This window comes from Vibrio intestinalis, from assembly GCF_025195085.2.
In the GTDB taxonomy this organism is placed as follows: Bacteria; Pseudomonadota; Gammaproteobacteria; order Enterobacterales; family Vibrionaceae; genus Vibrio; species Vibrio intestinalis.
In genome coordinates this window covers 564,513-589,027 of sequence record NZ_JANAVY020000001.1, presented here as the reverse complement: position 1 = coordinate 589,027, position 24,515 = coordinate 564,513, and the positions used below count along the sequence as shown (strand labels likewise).

The window sequence follows — 24,515 nt, the reverse complement described above, 5'->3', positions numbered from 1 at the left end:
ATGGCGCGCATATTGATGTCGCTGTGAGGTTAGGAGTCATTTCTTACATCACGAATATCACTGAGATAATATCCACGGTGCATGAGTTCTAGACTGGCTAAGAGGCAGTGAAGATGTAGCGCAGGATGGCGTTTTGTTTCTTCAAATAAATCGTGGTCGCTCAGGTCAATCATTTCACGCTTGACCTGTTGGTAGTGAGCACTGAGATGGTGATAGCTTGCTAGCGCAGCTTTCAGTAAGGCTTTTAAAAGCGCCTCCCGAAATGGTGACAAAGTGGTCATAGAGTCTCCTTATGAATTAGGACCGTGTGTGGCCAGCGCACTTTATTTTTCACATCGTTTCCATATCTGATGAGAGGCAAGCACGATGCGTTGTCGAAACAGAAAAGGTACGAATAATGAAAAATGAATCATGCGCTTTGTATATCGCAGTCACGGTCTCCACTGAGGGTGGTGGAATTGGTTTAGTGGTGTATGACGAGGCAGGTAAAATAGACCAACAGTGTTTACCCATGCAGGGTTACATCAATAATGCTGAGTTAGAGTTGATTGCGCTGTTGGAAAGTATGCAATATGCACGTGATGGTGATGCCATCTATACCAGCAGTGATTTTTGTGTTCGTGGGTTTAACGAGTGGATCGATAACTGGAAGCAAAAAGGTTGGCGAAAGTCAGACAAAAAACCGGTGGCCAATCGTCATCTATGGCAGCAAGTCGATGCACTTCGATCAGAGAAATATATCGAATTGTTCAGAGCAACGTCATGTGGTCATCCTGCTATGATAGAAGCGTATGAAATGGCCAAACAAGCACTTTCCAATTTATAACTAATATAGATATTTCGTTAACCTTGATAATTGTAAGTCATTGTTATTATTGTGCTTTAACGAGCGCGAAGGGCGAGTGGTTGTAAACGCATATGCCGATATAGAACCCCAGAAATGGGCGCACTATATCGGCAATCTTTTTCATCCCGAACAAACACTTGGCTTATAGCTTCAACCTAATGTGTTTAGTGAACTCATCAATCCATAGTGTTAATGAATTTCTATTTCCAATGATGGAGCCATGGATCTTTCATTGCGGCTTAACCGAGATCTCGTCATAAGCGTTCATGTTCGTGTAAACGAGAAAATTACTTTCCCATAGGTTATAGAGTTGAATCGCAGCACGGCTCCCTTTGATTGGTCCCCAACCACAGTAAGGTGCATAAAAGGATTGAGCTCGAAAATCAAAATCTAAGCTGCGTTCAAGTTCTGGGTAATAATTTCCGACATAAGCAAAGTCGGTGATGTATTCAATATTCCAGCGGCCATCTCCTAATTGGCAAAGAGCGATTTCTACTGGATGAAAACCGCCATCTTCTTCGTTGTAAGAACTGTCACGAAAATTCATGACAATAGATTGGCTGGTGGCAAGAGCTTCATCGTGCATTATGTGTTCAGTTAGGGTTTTTCTTAGCAGTGTATGTAAAGAGTTGGCGATGGGTAAGCTTGATGGGGTGAATAGAATATCAGACATGGTAAAGCCTCCTACGAGAGTAAGATTAAATTGAATAGAAAAGGGTTTAACGGATTTGGCTCAATTGGATATCGCTGAATGCTCGGCGATTTAGGTGTCGCTCTAGTGCGGTGCACCAAGTGTTGAAAAGATCTAAAACAGCAGGCTGTAAGAGATCAGCAGTGCCAGCATCGGGTTGGTAACACCAATGGTTACGTAAGTGAAAGTACAACTCAACATCAAGGGATTGAGCACTATCGCTTTGATAAGAAAAGCTGGCGATAAACGCCAATGACCAAGGCGAGTGCTCATTGTCCCTGCTTAATTGTATTTCGACAGGATGTAGCCCAATCCGGGTTCGATAGTATGTAGGATCTCTAAAGTTGAATACTAGGCGCTTAGCATCACCTGGAACCACATGGTGCTTCAATAGGTTACTTATCGTTTTACAAAAACTGACTGGCAACTGGACACCTTGGTAATCACTAATGATCATAACCACCCCCTCTCAGTAAATGAGACGCAACTGTTACCTACCACGAAATGGTCAAGCACTCGAATGTCCACCAGCGAGAGCGCTTCTTTTAAACGCTCAGTGATCCGCTTATCCGATTGTGATGGTTCAGGATCGCCCGAAGGATGGTTATGGGCGAAGATCACCGCTGCGGCGTTAACTTGCAGTGCTTCTTTCACTACCTCGCGAGGGTAAACACTTGCGCAATCAACCGTGCCACGAAACAGCTCTTTAAACTCAATCAATCGGTGTTGATTGTCCAAAAACATAACCGCGAAAACTTCATGTTCATACCCTGCCAATTTAAAGCGTAAGTAATCTGAGGTTGCAGTGGGACTTGAAAAAGCATCACCGCGAATATAGCGATCTTTGAGTATTTCAGCGGCTTCTTCGAGCACTCGGTGCTCATATTCTTTTTGAGGTAACAAACGACTGTAGCGGTCAAATTTAGACATATTCAGGCTCCCTATATCAGTCATGGAATGAATTCACAGAGATGACATATACCTGAATAATTTTTGATTGTGCGCACTCTGCGCCGATGCCACTTTTTTTTACCGAACCTGCTTATCCCATGAGGACCACAGCCATAGGAGGATGTCCCATGAGATTTCTAAAACTAAAAGAAGTAATGGAAAAAACAGCATTAAGCCGTTCAGCGATTTACCGAAAAATGAATGATGGTGAGTTTCCAAAATCCATCAGTTTGGGGGATAGAGCAGTAGCTTGGATTGAAAGTGAAGTGGAAGAGTGGATGGAGAGCTGTTTAGTGAGGAAGTCACTCTGATCGCTAACAACTGTAAACCTAATTACATAACTGCGAGATGCTTCACATATGTGACAATTGCAATGATTGTTCAAGTAAATGACTTTAATACTGACTAAAGTGTTAATAACGGATGCAATTTGAATTAACAGTATGAAAAAAATGAGTTTTCCAACAATTAATAATGATCGATACGATCATTATTAATTGTTGTGGGTGATCGTTACGATCAAAATTTTCGATCGATCAATTTCTTCAATCGTTATGAAATGCAATGTAGTTCGTAAAATAAACACTTATAGATAAAATGTTAGCAAATTAGGTGGTGTTTTATACAAAATATCACTGTTACATTGCCCATTTGGTCTTACCTTCATAGACCTTGCCTCTGCTCCTCGCCCCCACGATGGAGCAGTTTTTTAAGGTGAATACCGTGAACTCTTTTAGTGATCTATGTCAGCTGTACGACATGTTTATTCTCAATTTTCCAGGTTTCATCTCAATAAGAGATTCTGAGCATAGAATTATTTATTTGAATGAACATTTTCAAAATTGGACTAATGAATATATAGGTTTCGATATTATAGGAATGACTAATGAACAAGTGGCATATTTAGCGGAAGATAATGTAGGTGACTTGTTTAGGGAATGTCACGATTTAACAATTAGCTATATATATAACCACGATTCAAACAACAAAGTTATCAAGTTTGTGGATGGGAATAATATAAAGTATTTCGATATTTTGAAGTTCAAATGCTCTAGTGGAAATAATGACTATATATTTACTCTAGGAAAAGATATTACGTCATTGTACAACGAATCTAAAAATTATGAAATACAAGCTTATACAGACGATCTTACGGGTTTACATAATAGGAAAATATTAAAACGTATTGACTTTAGTGCTAATAGTTTATTTCTATATATAGATCTGGATGGATTTAAAAATGTAAATGACAAACATGGGCATTTGGTTGGTGATCAGGTTTTAGTTACATTTAGTCAATTGCTTAAAAAATCATTCAGAAAAGACAAAGATCATATAATAAGAGTTGGTGGGGATGAATTTCTTATTATAGTAGATAGCGAATCTTCATTTAACTTATTTGATAAAATGCTAAATATACAGAGAGAATTTGCCAAATTATTTTCCTCTTATCAAGGATTGTCTTTCTCATATGGTCAAGCAAAATTTTCTAAAGATTTGAATTCTACTTTAGAAACTATTGATAGATTGATGTATGAGCATAAATCAAACAAAAGCATGAGTTGCATGTAATCAATCTCGATGGCTATTTAAAGTGATTAATATGATTTCAAAAAAAGGTTTTACTCTAATAGAGGTTGTTATCACAATAGTTATTGTAAGCATACTGAGTGCAATTGCTTCGTCTAAATATTTAGACTTTAGACGTGATGCAAAGATTGCGGTATTGAAAAGTACCAAAGGTTCTTTGGAAAGTGCGTTTGATATATTTGCAACTAAAGTAATACTACCAAATTCTTTAGTTGAGCAATGTTCAATGAGCTTACAAAGCCGGCTCCGATGTGTAGTTATTGACAACGTTGAGATAGCGTTTTCGGACGTAGACAACCATCCTATACTCTACCCGTATCCACTAGATAATTCCCAATCTATTATTCAATTAAAGTCAATAGTAAACATTAATATCAACAATGATATTAATGGTCCCTATCAACAAGAATTAAACTTTGCTGATGACGTAGATACGCCATCTCACAGTGGATTTTGGATTTTTCCTAAAATGGAAGGTGATTGGGGAGATATTGAAAGTTATCGGTGTAAAATTCACTACATTCCTTCAGGTCATTCTCAAAATAATGGTAACAAAAGCAAGTTTATTTTAGAAATTGAAGATTGCTGAAGAATAGTTTTATTGTTAGGTCAAATAATCTATTACAAATCCTAAGTTACCAATTACAATTTGTTGTCCTTGTGGATTAGATTTTTGGATAGGATGTCAATATTGTAAGCGTCTAGAACATATCGAATGAGTGATGAGTTTGTAGCTATGCTAAGAACGTCGTCACTCATACCGAAATCTTTTTCGATCTCCGCCTTTTGCTTATCATTGAATCTCTGCTCGGCAACTAATTCGACGACAACAGATTTGTTCCATAAGTTATCTCTTGTTTTGTCGTAAGTAGCAGCATCATTTAATTCGGGTATACCATGAATTCGGCTTAAAACGAAATCGCGATAGTTACCAGCATGCTCACAGTATGCTCGCACATGCCAGCGTAGTGGTGTGCACACAAGAGTAAGCGGACAAATTATCCGTTCGACGATTTCACCATCTTTTAATGATGTGTAGCTTATATCGACACGTTTCTTTTCACGGATAGCTTGAACGAGGGGTCGTAAAATTTCAGGGGAAATGTTACGAGTGATAGGGCTGTAGCTTGGCTTGAAAGTGAACTGGATGGAGGAGTGTCTAGTTTTAAGGTAATTCGATGCCGCTTTGTTTTTAGGGGAGCCGTCACACTCTATCATTCTTCTGTCATTCTTCATCGCCTTATGCAATCAGGCTGTATATTATCGTAACTTAATGATATTTGATGGTATTGATAGGCGTTAATTCGTGGATAGTAGAAAAGAAGACTCGATAAATATATTGAAAGCCTGGCATTTAGTGGAGTTTTTTCAAGCCTACTCAGTACCAGATAAAGACGACAGTAAAATTGCACCAGTAAATGTGTCGTGTCACGAGTTGAAGTCATGTGGTAACCATCTACTTCCGTGGCTAGATCCCGCGGCTCGTGATTCGCTCGGTCTTACTCCGGGCAAAAAGTGTACTTATACCCTATATCTGGGATTATTCGATAAATCGGCGATAGATAAAAAAGTTGCGGAGTACTTTTCTACCCACAGCCAGGAGGATTGTGTCTCTGAAGAAATAGAGCAAAGAAGAGATAATGAGGGAGCGTCTTGCTTTGCTAAATTGATGTTGGATGAGTTTGGTACCCCTCGGTTGGATACCTTTTCGGTAAGCACGCTACCGTGGGCTTTAGCAGAGTTACTAGGGGGAAGGGCTGGGAGTATATCTCAGGAACGATTTGATAGTCGGTGTGACGATCTTAACGAGTTTGTGGATCGCTGGGAAGCCACCTTGCCCAACCACCCTAGCTTAGAGGGAAGGCATACTCTTTGTGTGAAAAGTCTAATGAGCTTGGTTGAGGGGCTTTACCAATGGGCTGGTATTTCTAATCAAGATTTGTTGCTTTCAGAGAACTCAAAGGCTTACCCGTTTCAGATGGCTTTTTATGAGTATGAGGCGAAGTCAGACAATCTTTTGGAGAACAAAAAGGCCCCAGGAAAAATTGAAGACGATAATGACGATTCATCTAAAGAAGACGAATCTCAGTTACCTATTTTAAACAGCTTTTATATTCGAGATATAGAGCGAGCCATTAATGCGATTTCCACTGGCAGGGCCAGCCAGCCCCTTCAAACCTACTTGGGACAATCCAGTCATAAGCATGTTGATCTGTATACCAACGATTCGATACCGTTGATTCATAATCACTTGAACCCCAAAGAAACACCAGAAGGAAGGTGGCTGACAGAGCCTGCGCATAACATGTCTTTAATGCAGCAGTTCGCCATCAATACGGTATTCAAGGAGCTGAAAACAGGTGGCGTGATCTCGGTTAATGGTCCTCCTGGCACAGGTAAAACGACGTTATTGCGGGATATCATTGCGCAAAACATTGTTGAGAGAGCGAAGGTATTAGCTTCTTTTTCGAAGGTTAGCGATGGGTTAAGTTCAGAAGGATTTCTTATTGAAGAGCTTACTGATTTTGAAATGGTTGTGGCGTCATCAAACAATGCCGCCGTTGAAAATATCTCAAAAGAGCTTCCTCAAGCAAAGTCGATAGCTGACAGATACGCTAATACCAGTTTTTTTCGTTCTGTAGCAAATCAAGTTAGTGCTGATGAAAAGAAAGGTCGTTTACAACCTTTGGACGATAAAAAGCAGAGCTGGGGAAATATCTCAGCTGCTATGGGAGCTTATAAAAAGAGGCAAAGGTTTCTCGATCGCTTTTTCTTTAAATATCACTATGAAAAAGGCAATGAACCAGCGGTTAGAGAGCCCTCTTTAGACTTCTTGAATTTTTGGCAATATCGCTCAACTTATACCGGGCCCTCTTTTCACATTGCCAAAAAGACCTTTAACGAGAAGTTATCTCGTTTCCATAAGTTGAATGACAAGTTAGCCTATTTTGATAGCCTGCAAAAGACTTTCGATGAACATCAGTTTGATGCTGATTTGCATCAAATGAACCTAGTTCTAGATGAGCTAGAAAAGCATGTTCATACGCTCTCTGTAGAGCTAGATGTCCTTAGTTCAACAAGAAATGCTGAAGTGAGAAGGGAAGAGGAAATTTCTATTTCCCTTGAGCTATTGAAGGTTAACTCACCTGGTTGGTTTAGTCGGTTCTTTAACACTAAGAAAAATAAACAATATAAGGCTTCACTATCTCAAAAACTCGGTGAGTACGAAAATGTCAAAAAATCTATTCGGTTGATTATTGGTGACGTTGATTCCAAAGAAATCGAGAGAAAAGGGTGTACAAAGAAAATTTTACAGCAGCAAGTTGATATCCAATCCAAAGAGCTTGAAAAGCAGAAGCTTTTAGATGAGTTAGATGCCTATAGAGACGAGTTTAAGGGGTATCACTTACCAGAAACTACTGATGATATTGAGGGGCATGACAGACAGAGACACGCGTGCTGGCAGCAGGAAAAGATCAATGCACTGAGGTCTGACGTATACGCTGCAGCGTTACTACTTCATGAGGCTTGGTTGATCGAGGCTAGCAACCTGAATAGTTTTCGATCTCAGATACATAAAGTGAATGATGTTGTTTTAGGGAAGAGTCGCGAGAATGCACTAGCGATTTGGCAGATACTATTTATGTTTGTCCCCGTGGTTTCGACGACTTTTGCTTCATTGGGAAATATGTTTTCTAAGCTGCCGCCAGAGTCTTTAGGTTGGCTAATGATTGATGAGGCTGGGCAAGCAGTACCACAATCTGCTGTAGGTGGTTTGCTTCGTGCTAAGCGAGCTGTGGTTGTTGGAGACCCTCTGCAAATTGAACCTGTGTTTACATCTCCACCAGAGCTGATTGACTACTTAATGCAATCTAAGTTGCAAGAAAAATCAGAGAAGTGGGACCCTTGTATGTGGTCAGTTCAGACGTTAGCTGATCGCGTTAATCCGTATGGCTGTATGATAGATATGGATGGGGAAGAACAATGGATAGGTATACCGTTATGGGTACATCGTAGATGTATCGAGCCCATGTTTAGCATTTCGAATGAAATAGCTTACAACAATCGAATGATACATGGCTCTGACAAGGCTAAAGATGTTGAACCAAGAACTCATATGGCTTTAGGGCGTAATCGCTGGAATGATTCACAAGGAGATTGTTTACACAAACAGTATAAACGTGAGTTGGGTGAAGATGTTAGAGCCCTTTTATTCGAATTGGCAGTGTACAATGGCGACTTAAGCAGCATCTATTTAATAACACCATTTAAAGCGGTAAGAAAAGAGTTGAAAGAAGATCTGAGGCGTAGCAAGTCAGAGCTGCTTAGTAACTCTAGTTGGAATGAAAAGGAGTTTAATCACTTTTTGAATAACAATGTAGGGACGGTGCACACCTTCCAAGGCAAGGAGAATGAGACCGTTATTTTGGTTCTCGGCTGCGACATTAAAAACAGTGGAGGAGCGTCTTGGGCTTCTTCAAAACCAAATTTGTTGAACGTAGCTGTTACCCGAGCTAAAAAACACTTATTTGTCATCGGCGATATTCAGGTTTGGTCCGACAAGCGCTATTTTGACAAAACATACAGAAAGTTGAATCACCTTAGTACGGATGCTTATTCGAAAGACGAGAGTCCCCCACAATGTAACGAGACATTGCTAACTCCTTAGGTGAGTGCTTGTCTTAAACTCTGTAGTTACTGAATTATCAAGATCGTGGAGAGGTTATCGTTCAAGCAATCACCGTATTGATAGTTATGAAATGCTACTAATAGAACAAATCCCCACCAGCGAAAGCTGGTGGGGATTTGTATTTTTTATGCACTCAGTCTTGTATTGAGTTATCTCACATTGCCGATTCCCCAATTTTCCCATATTCTCTCACCATCAATTCTGAAGTATTAAACCAACATGAGATAACGCTCTGAATGGTAGACCAAATTTTAACCTTGAAAGAAGTTGCAGTGTATCTAAAGCTTGCCGAAAAAACAGCATATCGGTTAGCAAGCGAAGGAAAGCTACCTGGTTTTAAAGTAGGCGGTTCTTGGCGTTTCAAGCGTGAAGACTTGGAAGCGTGGATTGAACAACAAAAAACAGGTGCCTAAATGCTTCCAAATTATCAAGAGTTAATGAAGCCAGTGTTAGAGGCTGCGAAGAATGAAGAAGTTAAGCTTAGCAACGTTGTAGACTTGCTGGCGAATCAATTCAATCTGTCAGAAGACGAGAGAACGGAGCTGCTTCCTAGTGGCCGACAAGCGGCATTCACGAACCGAGTTGGGTGGGCCAAAACCTATCTAGCCAAAGCAGGGCTTTTGGATTCAGCAAGGCGTGGTCATTTCGTGATAACAGACTTGGGGAAAGAAGCTCTAAATAGTGGTGAAGAGATTAATAACCAATACCTAAAACGTTTTGATGACTTCAATACGTTCACGAAGCAAAAAAATGGTGACGTAGAAAAAGTAGAAGCTACTGATGTTGTTGATAACGATGCGACACCAGATGAAATTCTCAGAGCTGCTTATAAACAAATCAACGATTCCTTAGCTTCAGATATTTTATCACGTACCCGTAAAGTGTCCCCTGCTTTCTTTGAGCAGCTACTTATCGACCTGTTACTAGCAATGGGTTATGGCGGAAGTGATGAAGGTATGGCTCATACGCTTGGAAAGAGCGGTGATAACGGTGTTGATGGCGTGATTAATCAAGACCCACTTGGTGTTGATCAGGTTTACATCCAGGCCAAGCGTTACGCCGATGGAAACAACGTTGGCGCTGGTGAAATCAGAGACTTTTTTGGAGCACTTAATCTGAAGAAAGCACAAAAAGGCATTTTCATTACCACATCTGAATTTACTTCATCAGCTATTCAAACAGCCAAAGACCTAGGCAAGCGCATTGTACTTATCAATGGTAAAGAGTTAGCTAAATTGATGCTTCGCTACAACATTGGTAGCCGAGATGAGCAGGTTTTGCATATCAAGCGGATTGATGAAGAGTTTTTTGAAGGTTAAAAATGGCTAGGTTTGGAGTGTAAAAAGTATGGACAAAAAATTGCTCTCGGAAAGAGATATATGCACTAAGTACATTACACCTTCGATAGAAAAAGCGGAATGGAAGCAACATCAGTTTCGTGAAGAGGTAAATCTTACTGATGGGCGCGTAATGGTTCGTGGCAAGCTTGCAGCACGAATACAGAACCCTGAAAAGAAAGGTGGTCCTAAGCGAGCTGATTATGTTTTGTACGCCAAACCAAACTTGCCGATAGCTGTTATTGAAGCTAAAAAAAATTCTTATTCAGTGGGGCATGGCATGCAACAGGCCCTCAATTATGCCGAGATGCTTGATGCTCCATTTGCGATAAGTAGTAATGGTGATGCTTTTTTACTCCATGATCGTACGGGATTAACACTACCTGTAGTACGCGAGCTGACCTTGGATGAGTTTCCAACGTTAGAGCAACTTTGGCCTATCTATCAGCAGTGGAAAGGTATTGAAACGACGCAAGCTCAAAAGATAATCGAGCAGCCGTACTATACGGACGGCACCGGTAAGGAACCTAGGTACTATCAACGTGTAGCAATCAATCGTACTCTAGAAGCTATTGCTAAAGAACAATCACGTATTCTGTTAGTTATGGCAACTGGTACAGGAAAAACTTACACCGCATTTCAGATTATTTGGCGTCTTTGGAAAGCTAAGGCAAAAAAACGGATCTTGTTTTTAGCTGATAGGAATATTCTTGTTGATCAAACTATGCAGCAAGATTTTGCTCCTTTTGGCGAGTTCATGCATAAGGTAACAAACAGACAAGCTAAGAAAAGCTATGAGATCTACTTGGCCCTATATCAGGCCGTCACAGGGAAAGAAGAGTGGAAGCAAATCTACAAGCAGTTTCCAAGAGACTTTTTCGACTTAGTTGTAATAGATGAGTGTCACCGAGGTAGCGCTCGAGAAGACTCTGCTTGGCATGAGATCCTTAAGTACTTTGATAGTGCTACTCACATCGGTTTGACAGCTACACCTAAAGAAGTAAAACCAGTCGACGGGCAGATCATCAATCCTGAATTTAACTTTAAGTATTTTGGTGAACCCATTTATACCTATTCGTTAAAACAGGGTATAGAAGATGGTTTTCTGGCTCCTTACAAAGTGATTCGTATTGCATCTAATGTTGACGCCCTCGGTTACACACCTGAGAAAGGTAAGACAGACAAATATGGTCAGGAAGTAGAGCAAAGGCAGTACAACACAAAAGACTTTGATCGGAATCTAGTGCTTGAAAAAAGAACCAGATTTGTAGCCCGAAAGGTATGGGAGTATTTAAGCTCAACTGACCCCATGGCCAAAACCATCATCTTCTGTGACGAGCAAGATCATGCAGAAAGAATGAGGCAAGAGTTGGTGAAGCTTATTCCAGCGGCAGCAAGCAACAGACGTTATGTCATGCGTATTACGGGTGATGATAATGAAGGTAAAGCCCAACTTTCCTATTTTATTGATAATGATGAGCCTTACCCCGTCATCGCTACAACATCAAAGTTACTAACCACAGGCGTCGATGCGAAAACGTGCAAGCTAATTGTTCTTGATCAGAACATAAACTCTATGACTGAGTTTAAACAAATCATAGGGCGAGGGACTCGATTAAGGGAAGACTATAACAAACTCTATTTTACTATTATGGACTTTAAAGGGGCGACTAGGCTTTTTTCTGATCCTGAGTTCGATGGCGAGCCGGTCATTGTGTATGAACCAGAACCGGATGAGCCAGTGGTTCCGCCAGAAGATGTTCCACCGATAGAAGATGATGGACCTGAACCAGAATTCCCAGACCCTCCAGAAGACCCTGACGATCCGAAAGAGCCTCGTAAGAAGTTCGTAATTGACGATGTTGATGTAGATTTAGCTGCAGAAAGGTCACAGTATCTAGATACTGATGGAAAGCTCATTACTGAAGACTACCGAGTGCTTCTCAAAGACCAAATAGAGCAGTCAGTCAAAGAGAATTTTGGTACACTTTCCGACTTTTTAAAACGTTGGAATGATAGCGATCGAAAGCAGGCGATTGTTGAAGAGCTAGCGGAGCACGGAATCAAACTAGAATTGTTGCAGCAAGCGATTCCTAACGGTGACGAGTTGGATGTGTTCGATTTGGTCGCTCATGTCGCCTTCAACCAAAAACCATTGACGCGAAAAGAGCGCGCCAACAATGTGAAAAAGCGTGATGTGTTTGGTAAATACGGTGAACAAGCAAAGTTAGTGCTTGAGGCTTTAGTTGATAAGTTTGCCCAACATGGCGTTCAAGATATTGAAAATCCAAAAATATTAGAGCTCCCACCGTTTGACCAGCTTGGCAGTAAGACTCAGATCCGACGAAACATATTTGGTGGGCTCGATAAGTACCAACAAGCAATAAAAGAGCTTGAGAACGAATTGTACCGTGATGATTTAACGGCATAGTCATCGTGGATTTAACAGAGAAGTAAGATGAATTTAAGTAGTACAGTAAAAAGCATCCAAGACATCATGCGAAAAGATGATGGTGTTGATGGAGACGCACAGCGTTTAGGGCAACTCACTTGGATGTTGTTCCTTAAGGTTTTCGACCAGCGAGAAGAAGAGTGGGAAGACGATGCTGAAGAAGCAGGAAAAACCTACAAGTCACCGATTCCTGAACAGTACCGTTGGCGGAACTGGGCTGCGTTCAAAGTTGATGCACAAGGTAAGAAACAGCCGCAAATCGCGGGCAGTGAACTCACTAACTTTGTCAACAATAGGCTTTTCCCAGCACTGAAAGATGGCATAGATGCTAATGCCGGCAAGCAATACAAAGTTATTAAGCAAGTTTTTGAAGATGCTAATAACTATATGAAATCTGGCCCATTGATGCTGGCTATTATAGAAAAGCTTGAAGACTCAATTAACTTTCATGACTTCAAAACACGCGCCAATATTGGTGATGTATACGAGCAATTACTCAACGATCTTCGTGGTGCGGGTAATGCTGGTGAGTTCTACACTCCCCGCGCTATCACTCAATTTATGGCGCAAATGGTGAACCCTCGTCTAGATAAGAGGGAAACAGTACTAGATCCTGCATGTGGTACTGGTGGTTTCCTTACTGCTGCAATAGACCATTTCCGAACGCAGGTGAGCAAAAAATCGAGCGCAGAAGATAAAAAAGCGATTGAAGAACTGATTTTTGGGTTTGAGAAAAAGCAGTTACCTCACCTTTTGTGTACGACTAACATGCTATTGCATGACATTGATGTACCTAGTCAAATTGATCACCGTAACACCCTTGCTAAAGGGTGGAATGAATGGTCTGCCAATGATAAGCATGACTGCATTATTACTAACCCACCGTTTGGCGGTTATGAAGATGACGGTGTAGGCTCTGACTACCCAGCAGATTTACGTACTCGTGAAACTGCAGACATGTTCATGGCTTTGATGATTAAAAAGCTACTTAAGGACAATGGCCGAGCTGCAGTTGTACTTCCTGATGGGGTAATGTTTGGCGATGGCATAAAAGGCAAGCTCAAAGAGTTGTTACTCCGTGAATGTAATTTACATACCATTATTCGCCTTCCTAAAGGCGTATTTGCTCCGTATACCACAATCAAAACCAATTTACTGTTCTTCACACGTAAAGGCCAGGTTGCCGACGGCAGTGATGAATTTGCGACAAGTGATATTTGGTTTTACGAGCATCCGTATCCGAAGGGCTATAAGAGTTACTCAAAAACAAAGCCTATTCGTATCGAAGAGTTCGAAGCGGAAAAAACATGGTGGGGAAGTGAAGCAAACGACTTTAGTGAACGTGTAGAGAATGAATTTGCCTGGAAAGTCGACTTCAAGGCTAAGCGTACAGAAGCTCTTGCTGAGGCAAAACCTCAATGGGATAAGGCCGAGCAATTAAATAATCAAGCACGTGAGCTAGAAAGCCAGGTCCGCTCATTGAGAGAAAGCCTTAAGGGTACAAAAGACTCTAACAACCGCGAGAGGGTAAACACTCAGATATCGGAACTGCAAGCTAAGGCTGAGCCACTACGAATTCAAGCACAAGATGCTCAAGCAGCCGGTGACCGTTTGTATTGGCCGATTTATGACTTAGATATACCAAACCCTAATGCACCAGATGAAGAAAGCCATGATCCCGATGTTTTACTAGAAAAGTACAAAAAGCTACTTGGTGAAATAGATGAAGTCGAAAACGCCCTTAAAAGTGAATTAGGTGCTGCATTAGCCCATCAGTTCAAAGATGAAGGAATAGCTTGATGGATGCGAAACAGTTTATCGCTGAGTTTGGGCATATTATTGATGCTCCTAGTGGTGTAGATGAATTACGAAAATTAGTATTACATTTAGCTGTCACAGGAAGGCTAGTCTCAAGCACAGGGGAGGCTACAGCAAAGTCGTTTCTTGAAGAAATAGAAATAGTTCAGCAAGAACGGATAGCTTTAAAAGAGATTAAACAAAATAAGAAAATTGAGCCGTTACCAAGCAAATTTCCTTTCGAAATCCCTAACAGCTGGCGGTGGGTAAGGTTTGGTAATTTGTGTCATTTCGTTGCGGGAAGGACTCCTCCAAGAAAAGAGTCCGTATATTGGAATACTGGGGAATATCCTTGGTTTTCAATAGCTGATATGAGTCACCAAGAGGTGATCTCTGTTTCATCTGAAACTGTATCTCAAGATGCACGAGAAAAGTCGTTTAAGTGCCCACCTGTAAAAGCAGGTACACTTATCATGAGTTTCAAGCTTACTATAGGGCGCCTTTCCGTTCTAGGAGTCGATGCTTACCACAATGAAGCTATTATCTCGATTTACCCATTTGCTAGTGAGTTGAATGATTACTTTTTAAAATGTTTGAACGGTTTTGACTTATCGTCTGGCAATAAAGCTGCGATAAAAGGAAACACTTTAAATCAGGATTCTATCTCTAATATTCTAGTTGCTGTTCCACCCAAAGATGACATACCAAAACTATTGGCTAAAGTTGATGAGCTAATGTCTCTTTGTGACAAGCTAGAGGAGCAGCAACAGCAAAAGCGTCAAGTTCAAAATCAACTTCGCCAAGCATCATTGAGGGCTTTGGCTGAAGCAAGCAGTCCTTTTGAGCTGAAGCAGCATTGGCAACGAGTAAGAGTTAATTTTTCGAGTTTATTTTCCTCGGCTGAAGATACAGTTGATTTTTCCGACCACATTAAAGAGCTAGCTGTTAAAGGCCTTTTATGCCGAAGTGATTTTAATGTGGCTGATCTAGAACGGGCCCGTGGTCAGCGCACTGAACTTCTAAATTGCTATCTAGAAAAGAAATTAATGCGGAAGCAAAAGTCCGTTTCAGTTGCTGAGTCTGATGTTGAGTACCCCACGAACTGGCAAGTGGTAGCTTTTGATGAGATTGCTTTGGTGACTGGTGGGGTTACTAAAGGTAGAAAGCTAAAGGATAGAGAACTCATAAGTTGTCCATATTTAGCTGTAGCAAATGTCCAACGAGGTTTTTTCAACCTAACTAACTTGAAAACGATTGATATTCCTGTTGATGAGATAGAGAAGTACGCTGTCCAGCCCGGAGACTTATTGATCACCGAAGGTGGTGATTGGGATAAAGTCGGGAGGACTGCTATATGGCGCTCAAACATTGAGAATTGCCTTCATCAAAATCACGTATTTAAGGTGCGAGTCCCGTCTGGCGAGGTTTTAAATGAATGGGTTGAGCTAGTGTTTAACTCCATGGTTGGACGCAGTTATTTTGCCCGAGCTTCGAAGCAAACGACCAACTTGGCATCTATAAACATGACTCAGCTCAGAAGCTTTCCGTTTCCAGTGCCTCCATTAAGCCAGCAAATCGAAATTATTAATATCGTTGGAACATTAAATCAACATTGTTCTGTTTGGAAAGAAAAATATGAACGTCTTAATGATTTGTCCAGCCTTTTTGTAAAAGAGGCGATAGCTACCTTTACTGGTGTGAATACTGTTAAAAAGGAAGAACCGTTGAAAGTACCAAAAACAGAATTAGTTTCACCCATAACCCTTGGGTTAAATAAACCAAGTGGAAAAGATGATGCTCCGCTAGCAACTCTGTTAGCCCGTCAAAGCGGTCGAATGAATGCTAGTGATCTATGGCAGCGATTTGGTGGTGAAATAGATGCCTTTTATGCTCAGCTAAAAGTGGAAGTTGCCCATGGCTGGATAGCAGAACCAGAAACAGCGAATATGTTGGAAAAAGACGAAGAGTAGTAAGGGACGCCCCATGCAGTTGAGAAAGTTTGAGTTAAAGGAATATCGTAACCTGCGTGGGGTAGATATTACTTTTGCAGAAAAATATGAACGGCATTCAAGTTCAAAGCCTTGTGATGAAAAGGCAATCCGAAGTCATGCCCTGATCGGTCAAAACGGCACGGGTAAATCGAACTTGATGGAAGCGTTGATCACAATATTCAGAGATGTCGATTTAGATAGAGATGCTGGGTTTGATTTCTTGTTGGAATATAGTATTCGAGATCATATCGTTAAGATTGAGGCTGATACCGAAAAGCAAAAGCGCCCTTATGTATGGGTTGATGGTAAATCTCAATCTCAAGGCTATTTGTTACGAAATAAGGAGCTACTGCCATCTCATATCTTTGCTTACTATTCAGGGCGAAATGAGCGCATGGAAGCTCTATTTCAAGAGCACCAGCGACGTTTTAATCGACGCCAAGAAATTATTGCTGAAGAAGTTATTCCTGCAGAATTGCTAAGAAACCTGTCAGATTCTGAGGCTGATAGGGAGACGATAGAGCGCCTTAGAAAACGTGAAGAGAACAAGCAGCTTAAAAGCTTTGGCGATGATCGCTTAAGGCGACTTTTCTATTGTCGAGGAGGTCATAGCCAACTAGTGCTTCTAGCGTGCCTCCTTTCAGATGATCCTGTATTTAAAAGAGTACTCGAGAGTTTAAATATTGAATCGTTAGAGTCGGCATTGTTTGTATTGAAACAACCTCATCGGTTACGTCGTCTGGAAGATGATGATATTGAACAAGGTGATCCTCGATTTTGGTATGCACGTGGTAATGTAGTTTCTGAGTTCTTAGATAAATTATGGCAGGTTAGCTGGGCACCAATTAGGCACGAAGAGTCAAAGTTAGTGGACTTTCGTGGCCGTCAAGAGCGTCAAAAGCAGCTGTACATGTACGTACCAACATCAGAGAAGTTAAGAGAGCTGGGCGAACTAGTTGGGACTCCTCAAAGCTTTTTCCGTTATGCAGAAGGTGCTTACATTGGTGATCTAATTGATGAAGTGCGCATTACCGTTAAAAAGAAAGATGAGGATGGCGGTAAGGTGAGCTTTACTCAGCTATCCGAAGGTGAGCTACAAATGCTGACTGTTCTTGGGTTAATGCGAATAACCAGTGAGGATCATTGTCTTTTCCTTCTGGATGAACCAGACACTCACCTAAATCCAATTTGGAAACTTCGCTATTTTGATGACATCGAAAACGTCCTTAAGCCTCGTAGCGAAAATGCTATTCAAGGTGAGTCACAGATCCTGATTACCACTCATGACCCAATGATGGTGGGTTCACTCAAGAAGGAACAAGTTCATATCATTCGTAAAAATGGCTTGAAAACTCTTGTTGAACAACCAGATGAACATCCTCAGGGAATGGGGGTTTCGGGCTTATTGAAGAGTGATATGTTTGGTTTACCATCAACGTTGGATAGACACACATTAAGCGCCCTAGATAGACGCAATGATTTGTTAGCTAGAAAGAAGCGACGTGAACTGTCTGATGACGAGAGAGAAGAGCTAGAATGTTTAGTTGTTCGCCTAGAAGATCTTGGTTTTTCAAGAGAGTATAGAGACCCAATGTATCAGCTTTTCATTGAAAAGATGTACGAGGTGAGAAGAAAACCTTTAGATCAATTATTAGATGAAGAAGAACTTAATGCCCAGAATGCACTTGCTGAGCAAATTATGGAGCAATTAGTGAAGGCGCAACGAACGGATGAGTTGTCAGCACTTGCGCGAGAATTGGCAGAAAAAGTGAAGGGGTAGCATGTGAGAAAAGTTGTAATTACAGGTACCCCTCCAGCTGATTGGGTTGCAGAAGCTGACGCTATTACCGCAAGATTAAGAGCTGCACCCAATGAAGCGGCAAGGAAAACTATTCTCCAAGAAAAAGAAGGTTTTTGGCGAGACGATAGAATTCGTGACTGGTTATTAAAGCAGTTCTCAAATAAATGCTGGTATACGGAAGCAGAGGAGTCCATTTCCCCAATTCATGTAGATCACTTTAGGCCCAAAGGCCGCGTGAAAAACCTCGATGGCACTTATGAACCTGGCTATTGGTGGTTAACGTTCAACTGGAAGAATTACGTTATCGCTGGTCATTTAATTAATAGCAAGAAAAGTGATGTTTTTCCTATTTTAGACGGTGAAATTCGTGCTCCTGCTAACTGCTCGGAAATGACTCTGAAACTGGAAGGAGCTGTGCTAATCGATCCTTTAACGGATGAGACTCGTTTGATTTCTTTCGATAGAGATGACGATGGCTGTATAGCTGTCTTAGCTGGTGGTATTGATGATATTGAAAAATTCAAAGCTGAAAAAACCATTGAAATCCTTGGGCTTAATCGCTTAGATAAACTGAATCAAAAGCGCGGTAAAAAATGGGATGAGTGCCTTTCGGCTATTGAAGATTACAAGGGCGCTAGAGCGCAAGGAGCTCAAGCTTTAGTTTGGCTCATGAAGGAGACTGCAATAGCTAGATTGAAGGACAATATTAAATATGAGGCAGAGTTTTCTTCTGTAGCCGAAGCTTGTATTCGAAAGAAAGCTCCTGAACCAGTAGTTGCTGCAGTGTTTGGGAGATAGTGAATTATGGAGCTAATCGCAAACGGTATAAATAGACGTTATTTATCCTCGTATTTGCCTAAAATTGAAGATGAAGTTGACGGTGTGCTTGCAGCGATTGCATATGGTGATGACACTGATACATTGCTGAAAAATTGCATTCATAATAAGTATCGGCTTGATATTTGGATGCGCTACGATCATACCGTTCCTGTTCAACCAAGGCTACTTACGCAGTTACTAAAAAACATAAAGAACAATATTTTTTGCCAGCTAATCCCGGATGTGCTTCACGCGAAAATCATTTGGTGGCAAGGCTATGGCGCTTACATTGGCTCTGCTAATCTTTCAAACAGAGCTTGGTGGACAAATATTGAAACGGGAATGTTCTTTACTGAAGAAGATCTTGTTTCAAACAATATGGTCGTACAGCTAGAAAGTTACTTTGATGAGCTCAAAGAGTTGGAGGAGTCAGTTCCTCTTTCACAAGACATCATCGATGAACAGCTCGCACTCCTGAAAGATAGAAAAAAAGCGGGCCTTGATCAATTTGATGACAAAACTCGAAAAGGGAGAAAAATCCCAGAGTTCAATGGAGTTAGTGATTACACCAAATCAAATACTGTTGATAAGAGAAAAGAAAACTTCAGGAAAGAGTGGCAATCTGCCATTTCCAAAATTGACAATATAGCCTCACAGATTAATGATTTTCGTCCTGATTGGGTTTCAGAGGATATTCCTGCATATTGGCAAGTCGACCAGTTTTTACACGCATACTACTATAACGAAGTAAAACAAAAAAATGGTACTTATCCTTATGAAGAGTTTCATTCAAGGCATAAAAAAGATCCAAATGCAGCGTTAATGAATGCCTTGGCTTGGTGGAAAAAGCGACCTGCAGCCCCATCGCACGAAGATGATACATTTTATAATACAGCTCCAAAGCTACATGAACTACTTGCTAAAGACAGAATACTTAATCTGTCTATAGATGAAGTAGAAGAAATATGTTGGTGTACTCATGCAACTAAAGACCATGTGATAAAAATGAGCACAGCAATATTAGGCCGACCTGAAGTCAAGACACTTTCGCGCGATGAAAGAGTACCGCTATACGCGCGTTGGTTGATGAATCAGCGAAATAAGAAAGGACAAGATATCAGACAGATATTGTTCGATATCTTGTATGTTGGAAAGCCTGATGAAATTTGGGAAAGAATCTATGCAGCGAGTAAAACAGAAGAGCTTTGGATTCCTCACTATGGGATAAACTCAATTGCTGAGGTTGTAGGCTGGGCTCAACCGGAAACCACACCACCAAGGAATGGAAGAACCAATAAATCACTACGAGCATTGGGTTATCCGGTGAAGATAAATTTCTAGTCGCCATTGCCAATTGTAATAAATGCATAAAGTAATACCTATAGTAATACTTTATGTTTTGATGTTTTTATAATTCATATTAAATCAATGTCTTATGGGGTTAATCCTGCCGTCTCACTCCCGCCACATTCTTGAAGAAAGACGTCTTAGGACGTCTTTTTTTTATGCCTGTTGTTTCCCATCAAAATTAGACGGTTTGCTACTTACATTCGGCTGTCAGCCCGTAATTTAACCTTATTATTAGGTCTAGTACTTGTCTTACATCTTTGAGTATCAGATACTCTTTTCCCAATAAATCATGTGGTTAAACCGAGTAACTACAAAACTATATTAATTTGGCTTAGGTAATGGAGGTTTCATGGGCTTTTGGAGCAAGATCGTTGGTGAGTTTGTCGATATTATTGAATGGATTGATGATAGCAACGATACCTTAGTATGGCGCTTTGAGCGTTACCAAAATGAAATAAAAAACGGTGCACAGCTAACGGTAAGACAAGGGCAGGTGGCCATTTTTGTCAATGAAGGCCAAATTGCTGATGTATTTGAACCGGGTATGTACCAACTGACCACGGAAAACTTACCGATCCTGAGTACACTGAAAGGTTGGAAACATGGCTTTAATTCTCCGTTTAAAGCCGAAGTGTACTTCATCAATATGCGATTGTTTACTGATAACAAGTGGGGGACTAAGAACCCTATTATGTTACGAGATCCTGAATTCGGGCCAGTACGTATCCGTGCTTTTGGTAACTTCGATATTCGCGTAAGTGAGCCTTTAAAGCTTTTAGAGCAAGTTGTGGGAACGGATGGTTGCTTCCAAATTGATGAGATTCATGGCCAATTAAGAACAATGGCGGTAGCTCGTTTTACTGATGCTGTGGGTGAAAGTCGTTTACCTGTTCTTGATATGGCGGCGAACTACGATGAGTTTGCGTTATTGATGCAAGAGAAAATGAACTTAGACTTTGCTGCGTATGGTTTAACGCTTGCTAAGTTCATGGTTGAAAACATTTCCTTACCACCAGAAGTTGAAGAAGCATTAGACAAGCGTTCATCGATGGGGATTTTGGGTAACTTAAACCAATACACCCAATACCAAGCGGCAGAAGCGTTGAAGACTGCAGCTGAAAATGGTGGTAATGCAAGTGCGGGAATGGAAATGGGAATGGGTTTCGCGATGGCTCAGCAAATGGCGCAATCGATGAATCCTCAGAATACTCAGCAGCAACCTGCTCCGCAGGCGGTGACGCCTCCGCCCTTACCGACGCAAAGCGAATACTTTGTTGCAATGAATGGTCAGCAAACCGGGCCTTTTAATCTTGATGTCTTAAAGCAACAAGCATCGTCGGGTCAGGTAACGCGTGAAAGTCTAGTCTGGAAACAAGGCATGGCTGCGTGGGAAAAGGCCGGTGATGTCGTCGAGCTTAATACACTGTTTCAAGCTACTCCACCGCCAATCCCGGGAGCGTAAGCAATGTTAGTGGATGTAAAGTGCCAAAGTTGCGCAGCAGATTTAACTTATGAGCCGGGGACTACGTCTTTAATATGTGGTCACTGCTCGTATGAAATGGAAATTGAGCAGCCTCTACAAGCTACTAATGCTCATGTTGAGTTTGATCTCGAGAGTTATTTAGACAACTATGAATCTTGCCAAGAACAAATTGAAGCACTAACAGTAGCATGTGATAGTTGCGGTGCTTCCACTGAGTTTGGTACTGACGTTAAAGCAACACATTGTGCGTTTTGCGATACACCATTAGTGCTTTCAAGAGCAGAGAACAAAAAGCGTATTAAGCCGCAAGGAATTCTGCCGTTTAAAGTTAATCGAGAGAAAGCGGTTGGTAATTTTGGTTCTTGGGTTAAAGGCTTATGGCTTGCGCCAAACGATCTAAAGAATCACGCCAAAAATTATGAACGTTTCCAAGGTATTTACTTGCCGTATTGGACTTATGACTGTGATGTTGCAACTGACTATCGTGGTGAGCGAGGAACCAACTACCAAGTCACCAAATCTGTAACGAACTCTGAGGGTAAGACAGAGTTTAAAACTGAAACGAAAACTCGTTGGAAGAAAGTTTCGGGCAGCGTTGAAACTACCTTTGATGACGTACTAGTACCCGCAACTAAGTCACTAAAAGCAAAGCAATTGCATAAGCTTGAGCCATGGGATTTGAGCCGCATGGTCGATTATTCAGATAGTTACTTGCAGGGTTATCAAGCTGAGACTTATCAAGTTGATATTAAGCAAGGCTATTCAGATGCGAAAGATCGTATGCAGTTTAAAATCAATGAAGTGATTAGAGAAGATATTGGTGGGGATAAGCAGAGCATCAGCGCTACTGAATCAGTCTATACCAATGCGACCTTTAAGCACCTAATTTTACCTGTATGGGTGACTTCTTACCGATATAAAGAAAAGGTATATCAGGTGCTAGTTAATGCTCAGACGGGTGAAGTGCAAGGAGACAGGCCATATTGTCCAATTAAAGTGGGTTTACTCACTGCCTTTGGGGTTTTAGTTGGCGTTGCAATTGGCCTGCTGAAGCACAAACTAGAAAACTCCTAAATGTTCTAAGCAACTTATCAAGGCTCCGATTTCGGAGTCTTTTTTTTGCCTCAATGATTCTATTTACGTCAATCTCTTTGCTAGGTCATTGTTTAGAGTACGAATAACGTTCGCGATATAACTAGCGTTTAGATAACATTCTATATTGGTGATACATATTTACAATATATAGGTGGTTTTTATAATAGATAGAGTTAAATTTTTCTAAATTCCTGACATTAAGTTAATGTTATATAAGTGTTTTTATTTAAATTAGCATAAATTAATCCCTCCCCAAGTGCTTCCGTGTTACATAAATAGCAAGCCAGTTTTTATCAGACACACGAATAAGCATCCTTAGTGTTCTAAATGAATCTTATTTTGGTGCGTAAATTTAGCTATACAATTTGCATATTTTTAATATGGAAAAAGAAAAAATCATCATTCCCACTAATGTGTTTTGACGCTTAAATGAACAATGTTTGTAAATATGTTTAATTATCAATAAAAGTATCATTGGTTCTGATTGTTTAATGTGCGATTTATGTTGATTTTTGATTTTTCCGTTAAATTGATTTGATTTTATAAACTGATAAGGTTTTGCGCTCCTGAACTGTATGCAGAGATATGGAAAATATAGAACTAAACAACATGACTCTGCAGATAGAGCCGGGTCGTAACTCAATTTCGTTTGCCAATGGTCAGCGCATGTCGATCAACTGTTCTGAAGCGATGGTATTAAAAGAGCTGATCTTACATCACGGTGAGGTGGTGCCGAGAAATCTACTGGTTCGCTGTGGATGGGGCAGAGAAGAGGCAATCGGGTGTAATTCTTTAGCAGTCGCGGTTTCGAATTTGCGCAAGATCGTTGCCCTAGATGGGGTGAGCATAATCAACGTACCTCGCTTGGGTTATCGATTAGAAATAATAGCCAAAAGTGAGAAAGAATCGGTGGTTAGCACTGTCGAAAAGCACCAGCTTGATAAACAGCCAACAAGGTTAGCCCCGTTACGCAGTGGCGTTGCAATTTTATGTGGTTTACTGCTGCTGTTTTGGCTTATTTCAATTGTTTTTTATTTGTACCGCTCATGGGTGTTTGTTGATTGTGTTGATTTGGAAAATAACATCGCTTGCGATGTAGGTGGTGTGACGATCAATTATCGAGCAGATGAAAGGTTTAATTATCTTACTCCAGCAGAATATGCAGAAGGTCAACAGGATGAAATGGGCTAAGTACCTGTTTGGGGCGAGTGGAATACTGGCAACGATTTTATTAACGACGGGTTACGTTGCGTATTTAGAAGGGATGACTTGCGAATATCAAGTGAGTTTCAAGTTTAAAAATAACGGCAGTAGTGTTGTTACTTGCTCTCGTGGTAGTGCGATTGAAATTAATACGAAGCGAGATAAGCAAGGCAATATTTTGTCCCAGTGGAAGGTGATAGGCCGTCAATTAAGGCTTGGTAATCAGATTATTATGTTGGCGTATGACCGTTCCGAAATTTACTCAACTAAGGGCTATACCGATAAATCAAATGTGATCATGTCTGGCTATCAGTTATTTTTCTACCATGCAGAACAGCAGGGTGACCGTTTTTATGTCTATGCAAAATTCCCCCGTGTGCGAATGAGTATCGGCAGAATTAAAGGCAATTTTAAATAG

General features: G+C 40.8%; 21 protein-coding genes and 1 pseudogene. 17 read left to right on the top strand and 5 right to left on the bottom strand.

Annotated features, from left to right (window positions below; all coding sequences use genetic code 11):
• Positions 1 to 29 precede the first annotated feature (29 nt).
• Complete coding sequence (locus MU515_RS02515) at positions 30 to 281, bottom strand: hypothetical protein (RefSeq protein ID WP_260258801.1); 252 nt, start codon at positions 279 to 281, stop codon at positions 30 to 32.
• A gap of 26 nt (positions 282 to 307) precedes the next feature.
• On the opposite strand from MU515_RS02515, the gene MU515_RS02510 reads away from it, so the two are divergent.
• Positions 308 to 826: a ribonuclease HI gene (locus MU515_RS02510; protein WP_260258800.1), complete on the top strand. Its 519-nt coding sequence runs from the start codon at positions 308 to 310 to the stop codon at positions 824 to 826.
• A gap of 250 nt (positions 827 to 1,076) precedes the next feature.
• On the opposite strand, the gene MU515_RS02505 is transcribed toward MU515_RS02510, so the two are convergent.
• From MU515_RS02505 to radC, 3 genes are read right to left on the bottom strand one after another with little or no spacing between them, the layout of a single operon-like run.
• The gene (locus tag MU515_RS02505; RefSeq protein ID WP_260258799.1) at positions 1,077 to 1,520 is read right to left on the bottom strand and encodes a DUF2787 domain-containing protein; all 444 of its coding nucleotides are present in this window, start codon (positions 1,518 to 1,520) and stop codon (positions 1,077 to 1,079) included.
• Between the two features lie 46 nt (positions 1,521 to 1,566).
• Positions 1,567 to 1,995, bottom strand: coding sequence for a DUF2787 domain-containing protein (locus MU515_RS02500; RefSeq protein ID WP_260258798.1), 429 nt, complete (start codon positions 1,993 to 1,995; stop codon positions 1,567 to 1,569).
• Positions 1,992 to 2,468, bottom strand: coding sequence for a RadC family protein (radC, locus tag MU515_RS02495; RefSeq protein ID WP_260258797.1), 477 nt, complete (start codon positions 2,466 to 2,468; stop codon positions 1,992 to 1,994). Before radC ends, MU515_RS02500 begins: the two co-directional genes overlap by 4 nt.
• Before the next feature lie 149 nt (positions 2,469 to 2,617).
• Here radC and MU515_RS02490 point away from each other — a divergent pair, with 149 nt between their 5' ends.
• From MU515_RS02490 to MU515_RS02480, 3 genes are all read left to right on the top strand, one after another.
• A complete protein-coding gene (locus MU515_RS02490; RefSeq protein WP_260258796.1) occupies positions 2,618 to 2,800 on the top strand; it encodes an AlpA family transcriptional regulator in 183 nt (60 codons plus the stop codon).
• A 412-nt stretch (positions 2,801 to 3,212) separates the two neighbouring features.
• Positions 3,213 to 4,061, top strand: coding sequence for a diguanylate cyclase (locus tag MU515_RS02485; protein WP_279256028.1), 849 nt, complete (start codon positions 3,213 to 3,215; stop codon positions 4,059 to 4,061).
• 31 nt (positions 4,062 to 4,092) lie between these two features.
• On the top strand, positions 4,093 to 4,668 hold the full coding sequence (locus tag MU515_RS02480; RefSeq protein ID WP_260258794.1) for a prepilin-type N-terminal cleavage/methylation domain-containing protein: 576 nt from the start codon (positions 4,093 to 4,095) through the stop codon (positions 4,666 to 4,668).
• Positions 4,669 to 4,683: 15 nt separating this feature from the next.
• Here MU515_RS02480 and MU515_RS02475 read toward each other — a convergent pair.
• Positions 4,684 to 5,198: pseudogene (locus MU515_RS02475) on the bottom strand (helix-turn-helix transcriptional regulator); the annotation flags it as partial.
• A gap of 187 nt (positions 5,199 to 5,385) precedes the next feature.
• On the opposite strand from MU515_RS02475, the gene MU515_RS02470 reads away from it, so the two are divergent.
• The 13 genes from MU515_RS02470 to MU515_RS02410 all read left to right on the top strand — a co-directional run bounded on the left by MU515_RS02470 (position 5,386) and on the right by MU515_RS02410 (position 24,515).
• A complete protein-coding gene (locus tag MU515_RS02470) occupies positions 5,386 to 8,748 on the top strand; it encodes a DEAD/DEAH box helicase (protein ID WP_260258793.1) in 3,363 nt (1,120 codons plus the stop codon).
• Positions 8,749 to 9,005: 257 nt separating this feature from the next.
• Complete coding sequence (gene mads1, locus MU515_RS02465) at positions 9,006 to 9,182, top strand: methylation-associated defense system helix-turn-helix domain-containing protein MAD1 (protein ID WP_006713748.1); 177 nt, start codon at positions 9,006 to 9,008, stop codon at positions 9,180 to 9,182.
• Complete coding sequence (locus tag MU515_RS02460) at positions 9,183 to 10,088, top strand: restriction endonuclease (protein WP_260258792.1); 906 nt, start codon at positions 9,183 to 9,185, stop codon at positions 10,086 to 10,088. It abuts the gene before it with no gap.
• A 28-nt stretch (positions 10,089 to 10,116) separates the two neighbouring features.
• Positions 10,117 to 12,537 (top strand): EcoAI/FtnUII family type I restriction enzme subunit R, encoded by a 2,421-nt coding sequence (hsdR, locus tag MU515_RS02455; RefSeq protein WP_260258791.1) that lies wholly within the window; start codon positions 10,117 to 10,119, stop codon positions 12,535 to 12,537.
• A 27-nt stretch (positions 12,538 to 12,564) separates the two neighbouring features.
• Positions 12,565 to 14,358 carry a class I SAM-dependent DNA methyltransferase gene (locus MU515_RS02450; protein WP_260258790.1) on the top strand — a complete coding sequence of 598 codons (1,794 nt, stop codon included), beginning with the start codon at positions 12,565 to 12,567 and terminating at the stop codon, positions 14,356 to 14,358.
• The gene (locus tag MU515_RS02445) at positions 14,358 to 16,325 is read left to right on the top strand and encodes a restriction endonuclease subunit S (RefSeq protein WP_260258789.1); all 1,968 of its coding nucleotides are present in this window, start codon (positions 14,358 to 14,360) and stop codon (positions 16,323 to 16,325) included. The genes MU515_RS02450 and MU515_RS02445 overlap by 1 nt, the downstream gene beginning before the upstream one ends.
• Before the next feature lie 13 nt (positions 16,326 to 16,338).
• Positions 16,339 to 18,126 carry an AAA family ATPase gene (locus MU515_RS02440; protein WP_260258787.1) on the top strand — a complete coding sequence of 596 codons (1,788 nt, stop codon included), beginning with the start codon at positions 16,339 to 16,341 and terminating at the stop codon, positions 18,124 to 18,126.
• Positions 18,127 to 18,129: 3 nt separating this feature from the next.
• A complete protein-coding gene (locus tag MU515_RS02435; RefSeq protein WP_260258786.1) occupies positions 18,130 to 18,945 on the top strand; it encodes an HNH endonuclease family protein in 816 nt (271 codons plus the stop codon).
• Positions 18,946 to 18,951: 6 nt separating this feature from the next.
• Complete coding sequence (locus tag MU515_RS02430; RefSeq protein ID WP_260258785.1) at positions 18,952 to 20,307, top strand: phospholipase D-like domain-containing protein; 1,356 nt, start codon at positions 18,952 to 18,954, stop codon at positions 20,305 to 20,307.
• Positions 20,308 to 20,665: 358 nt separating this feature from the next.
• Positions 20,666 to 21,778, top strand: a complete 1,113-nt coding sequence (locus MU515_RS02425; protein ID WP_260258784.1) for an SPFH domain-containing protein — start codon at positions 20,666 to 20,668, stop codon at positions 21,776 to 21,778.
• A gap of 3 nt (positions 21,779 to 21,781) precedes the next feature.
• Positions 21,782 to 22,873 (top strand): hypothetical protein, encoded by a 1,092-nt coding sequence (locus MU515_RS02420; RefSeq protein WP_260258783.1) that lies wholly within the window; start codon positions 21,782 to 21,784, stop codon positions 22,871 to 22,873.
• 606 nt (positions 22,874 to 23,479) lie between these two features.
• Positions 23,480 to 24,085, top strand: a complete 606-nt coding sequence (locus MU515_RS02415; protein ID WP_260258782.1) for a winged helix-turn-helix domain-containing protein — start codon at positions 23,480 to 23,482, stop codon at positions 24,083 to 24,085.
• A complete protein-coding gene (locus MU515_RS02410; RefSeq protein WP_260258781.1) occupies positions 24,072 to 24,515 on the top strand; it encodes a hypothetical protein in 444 nt (147 codons plus the stop codon). The genes MU515_RS02415 and MU515_RS02410 overlap by 14 nt, the downstream gene beginning before the upstream one ends.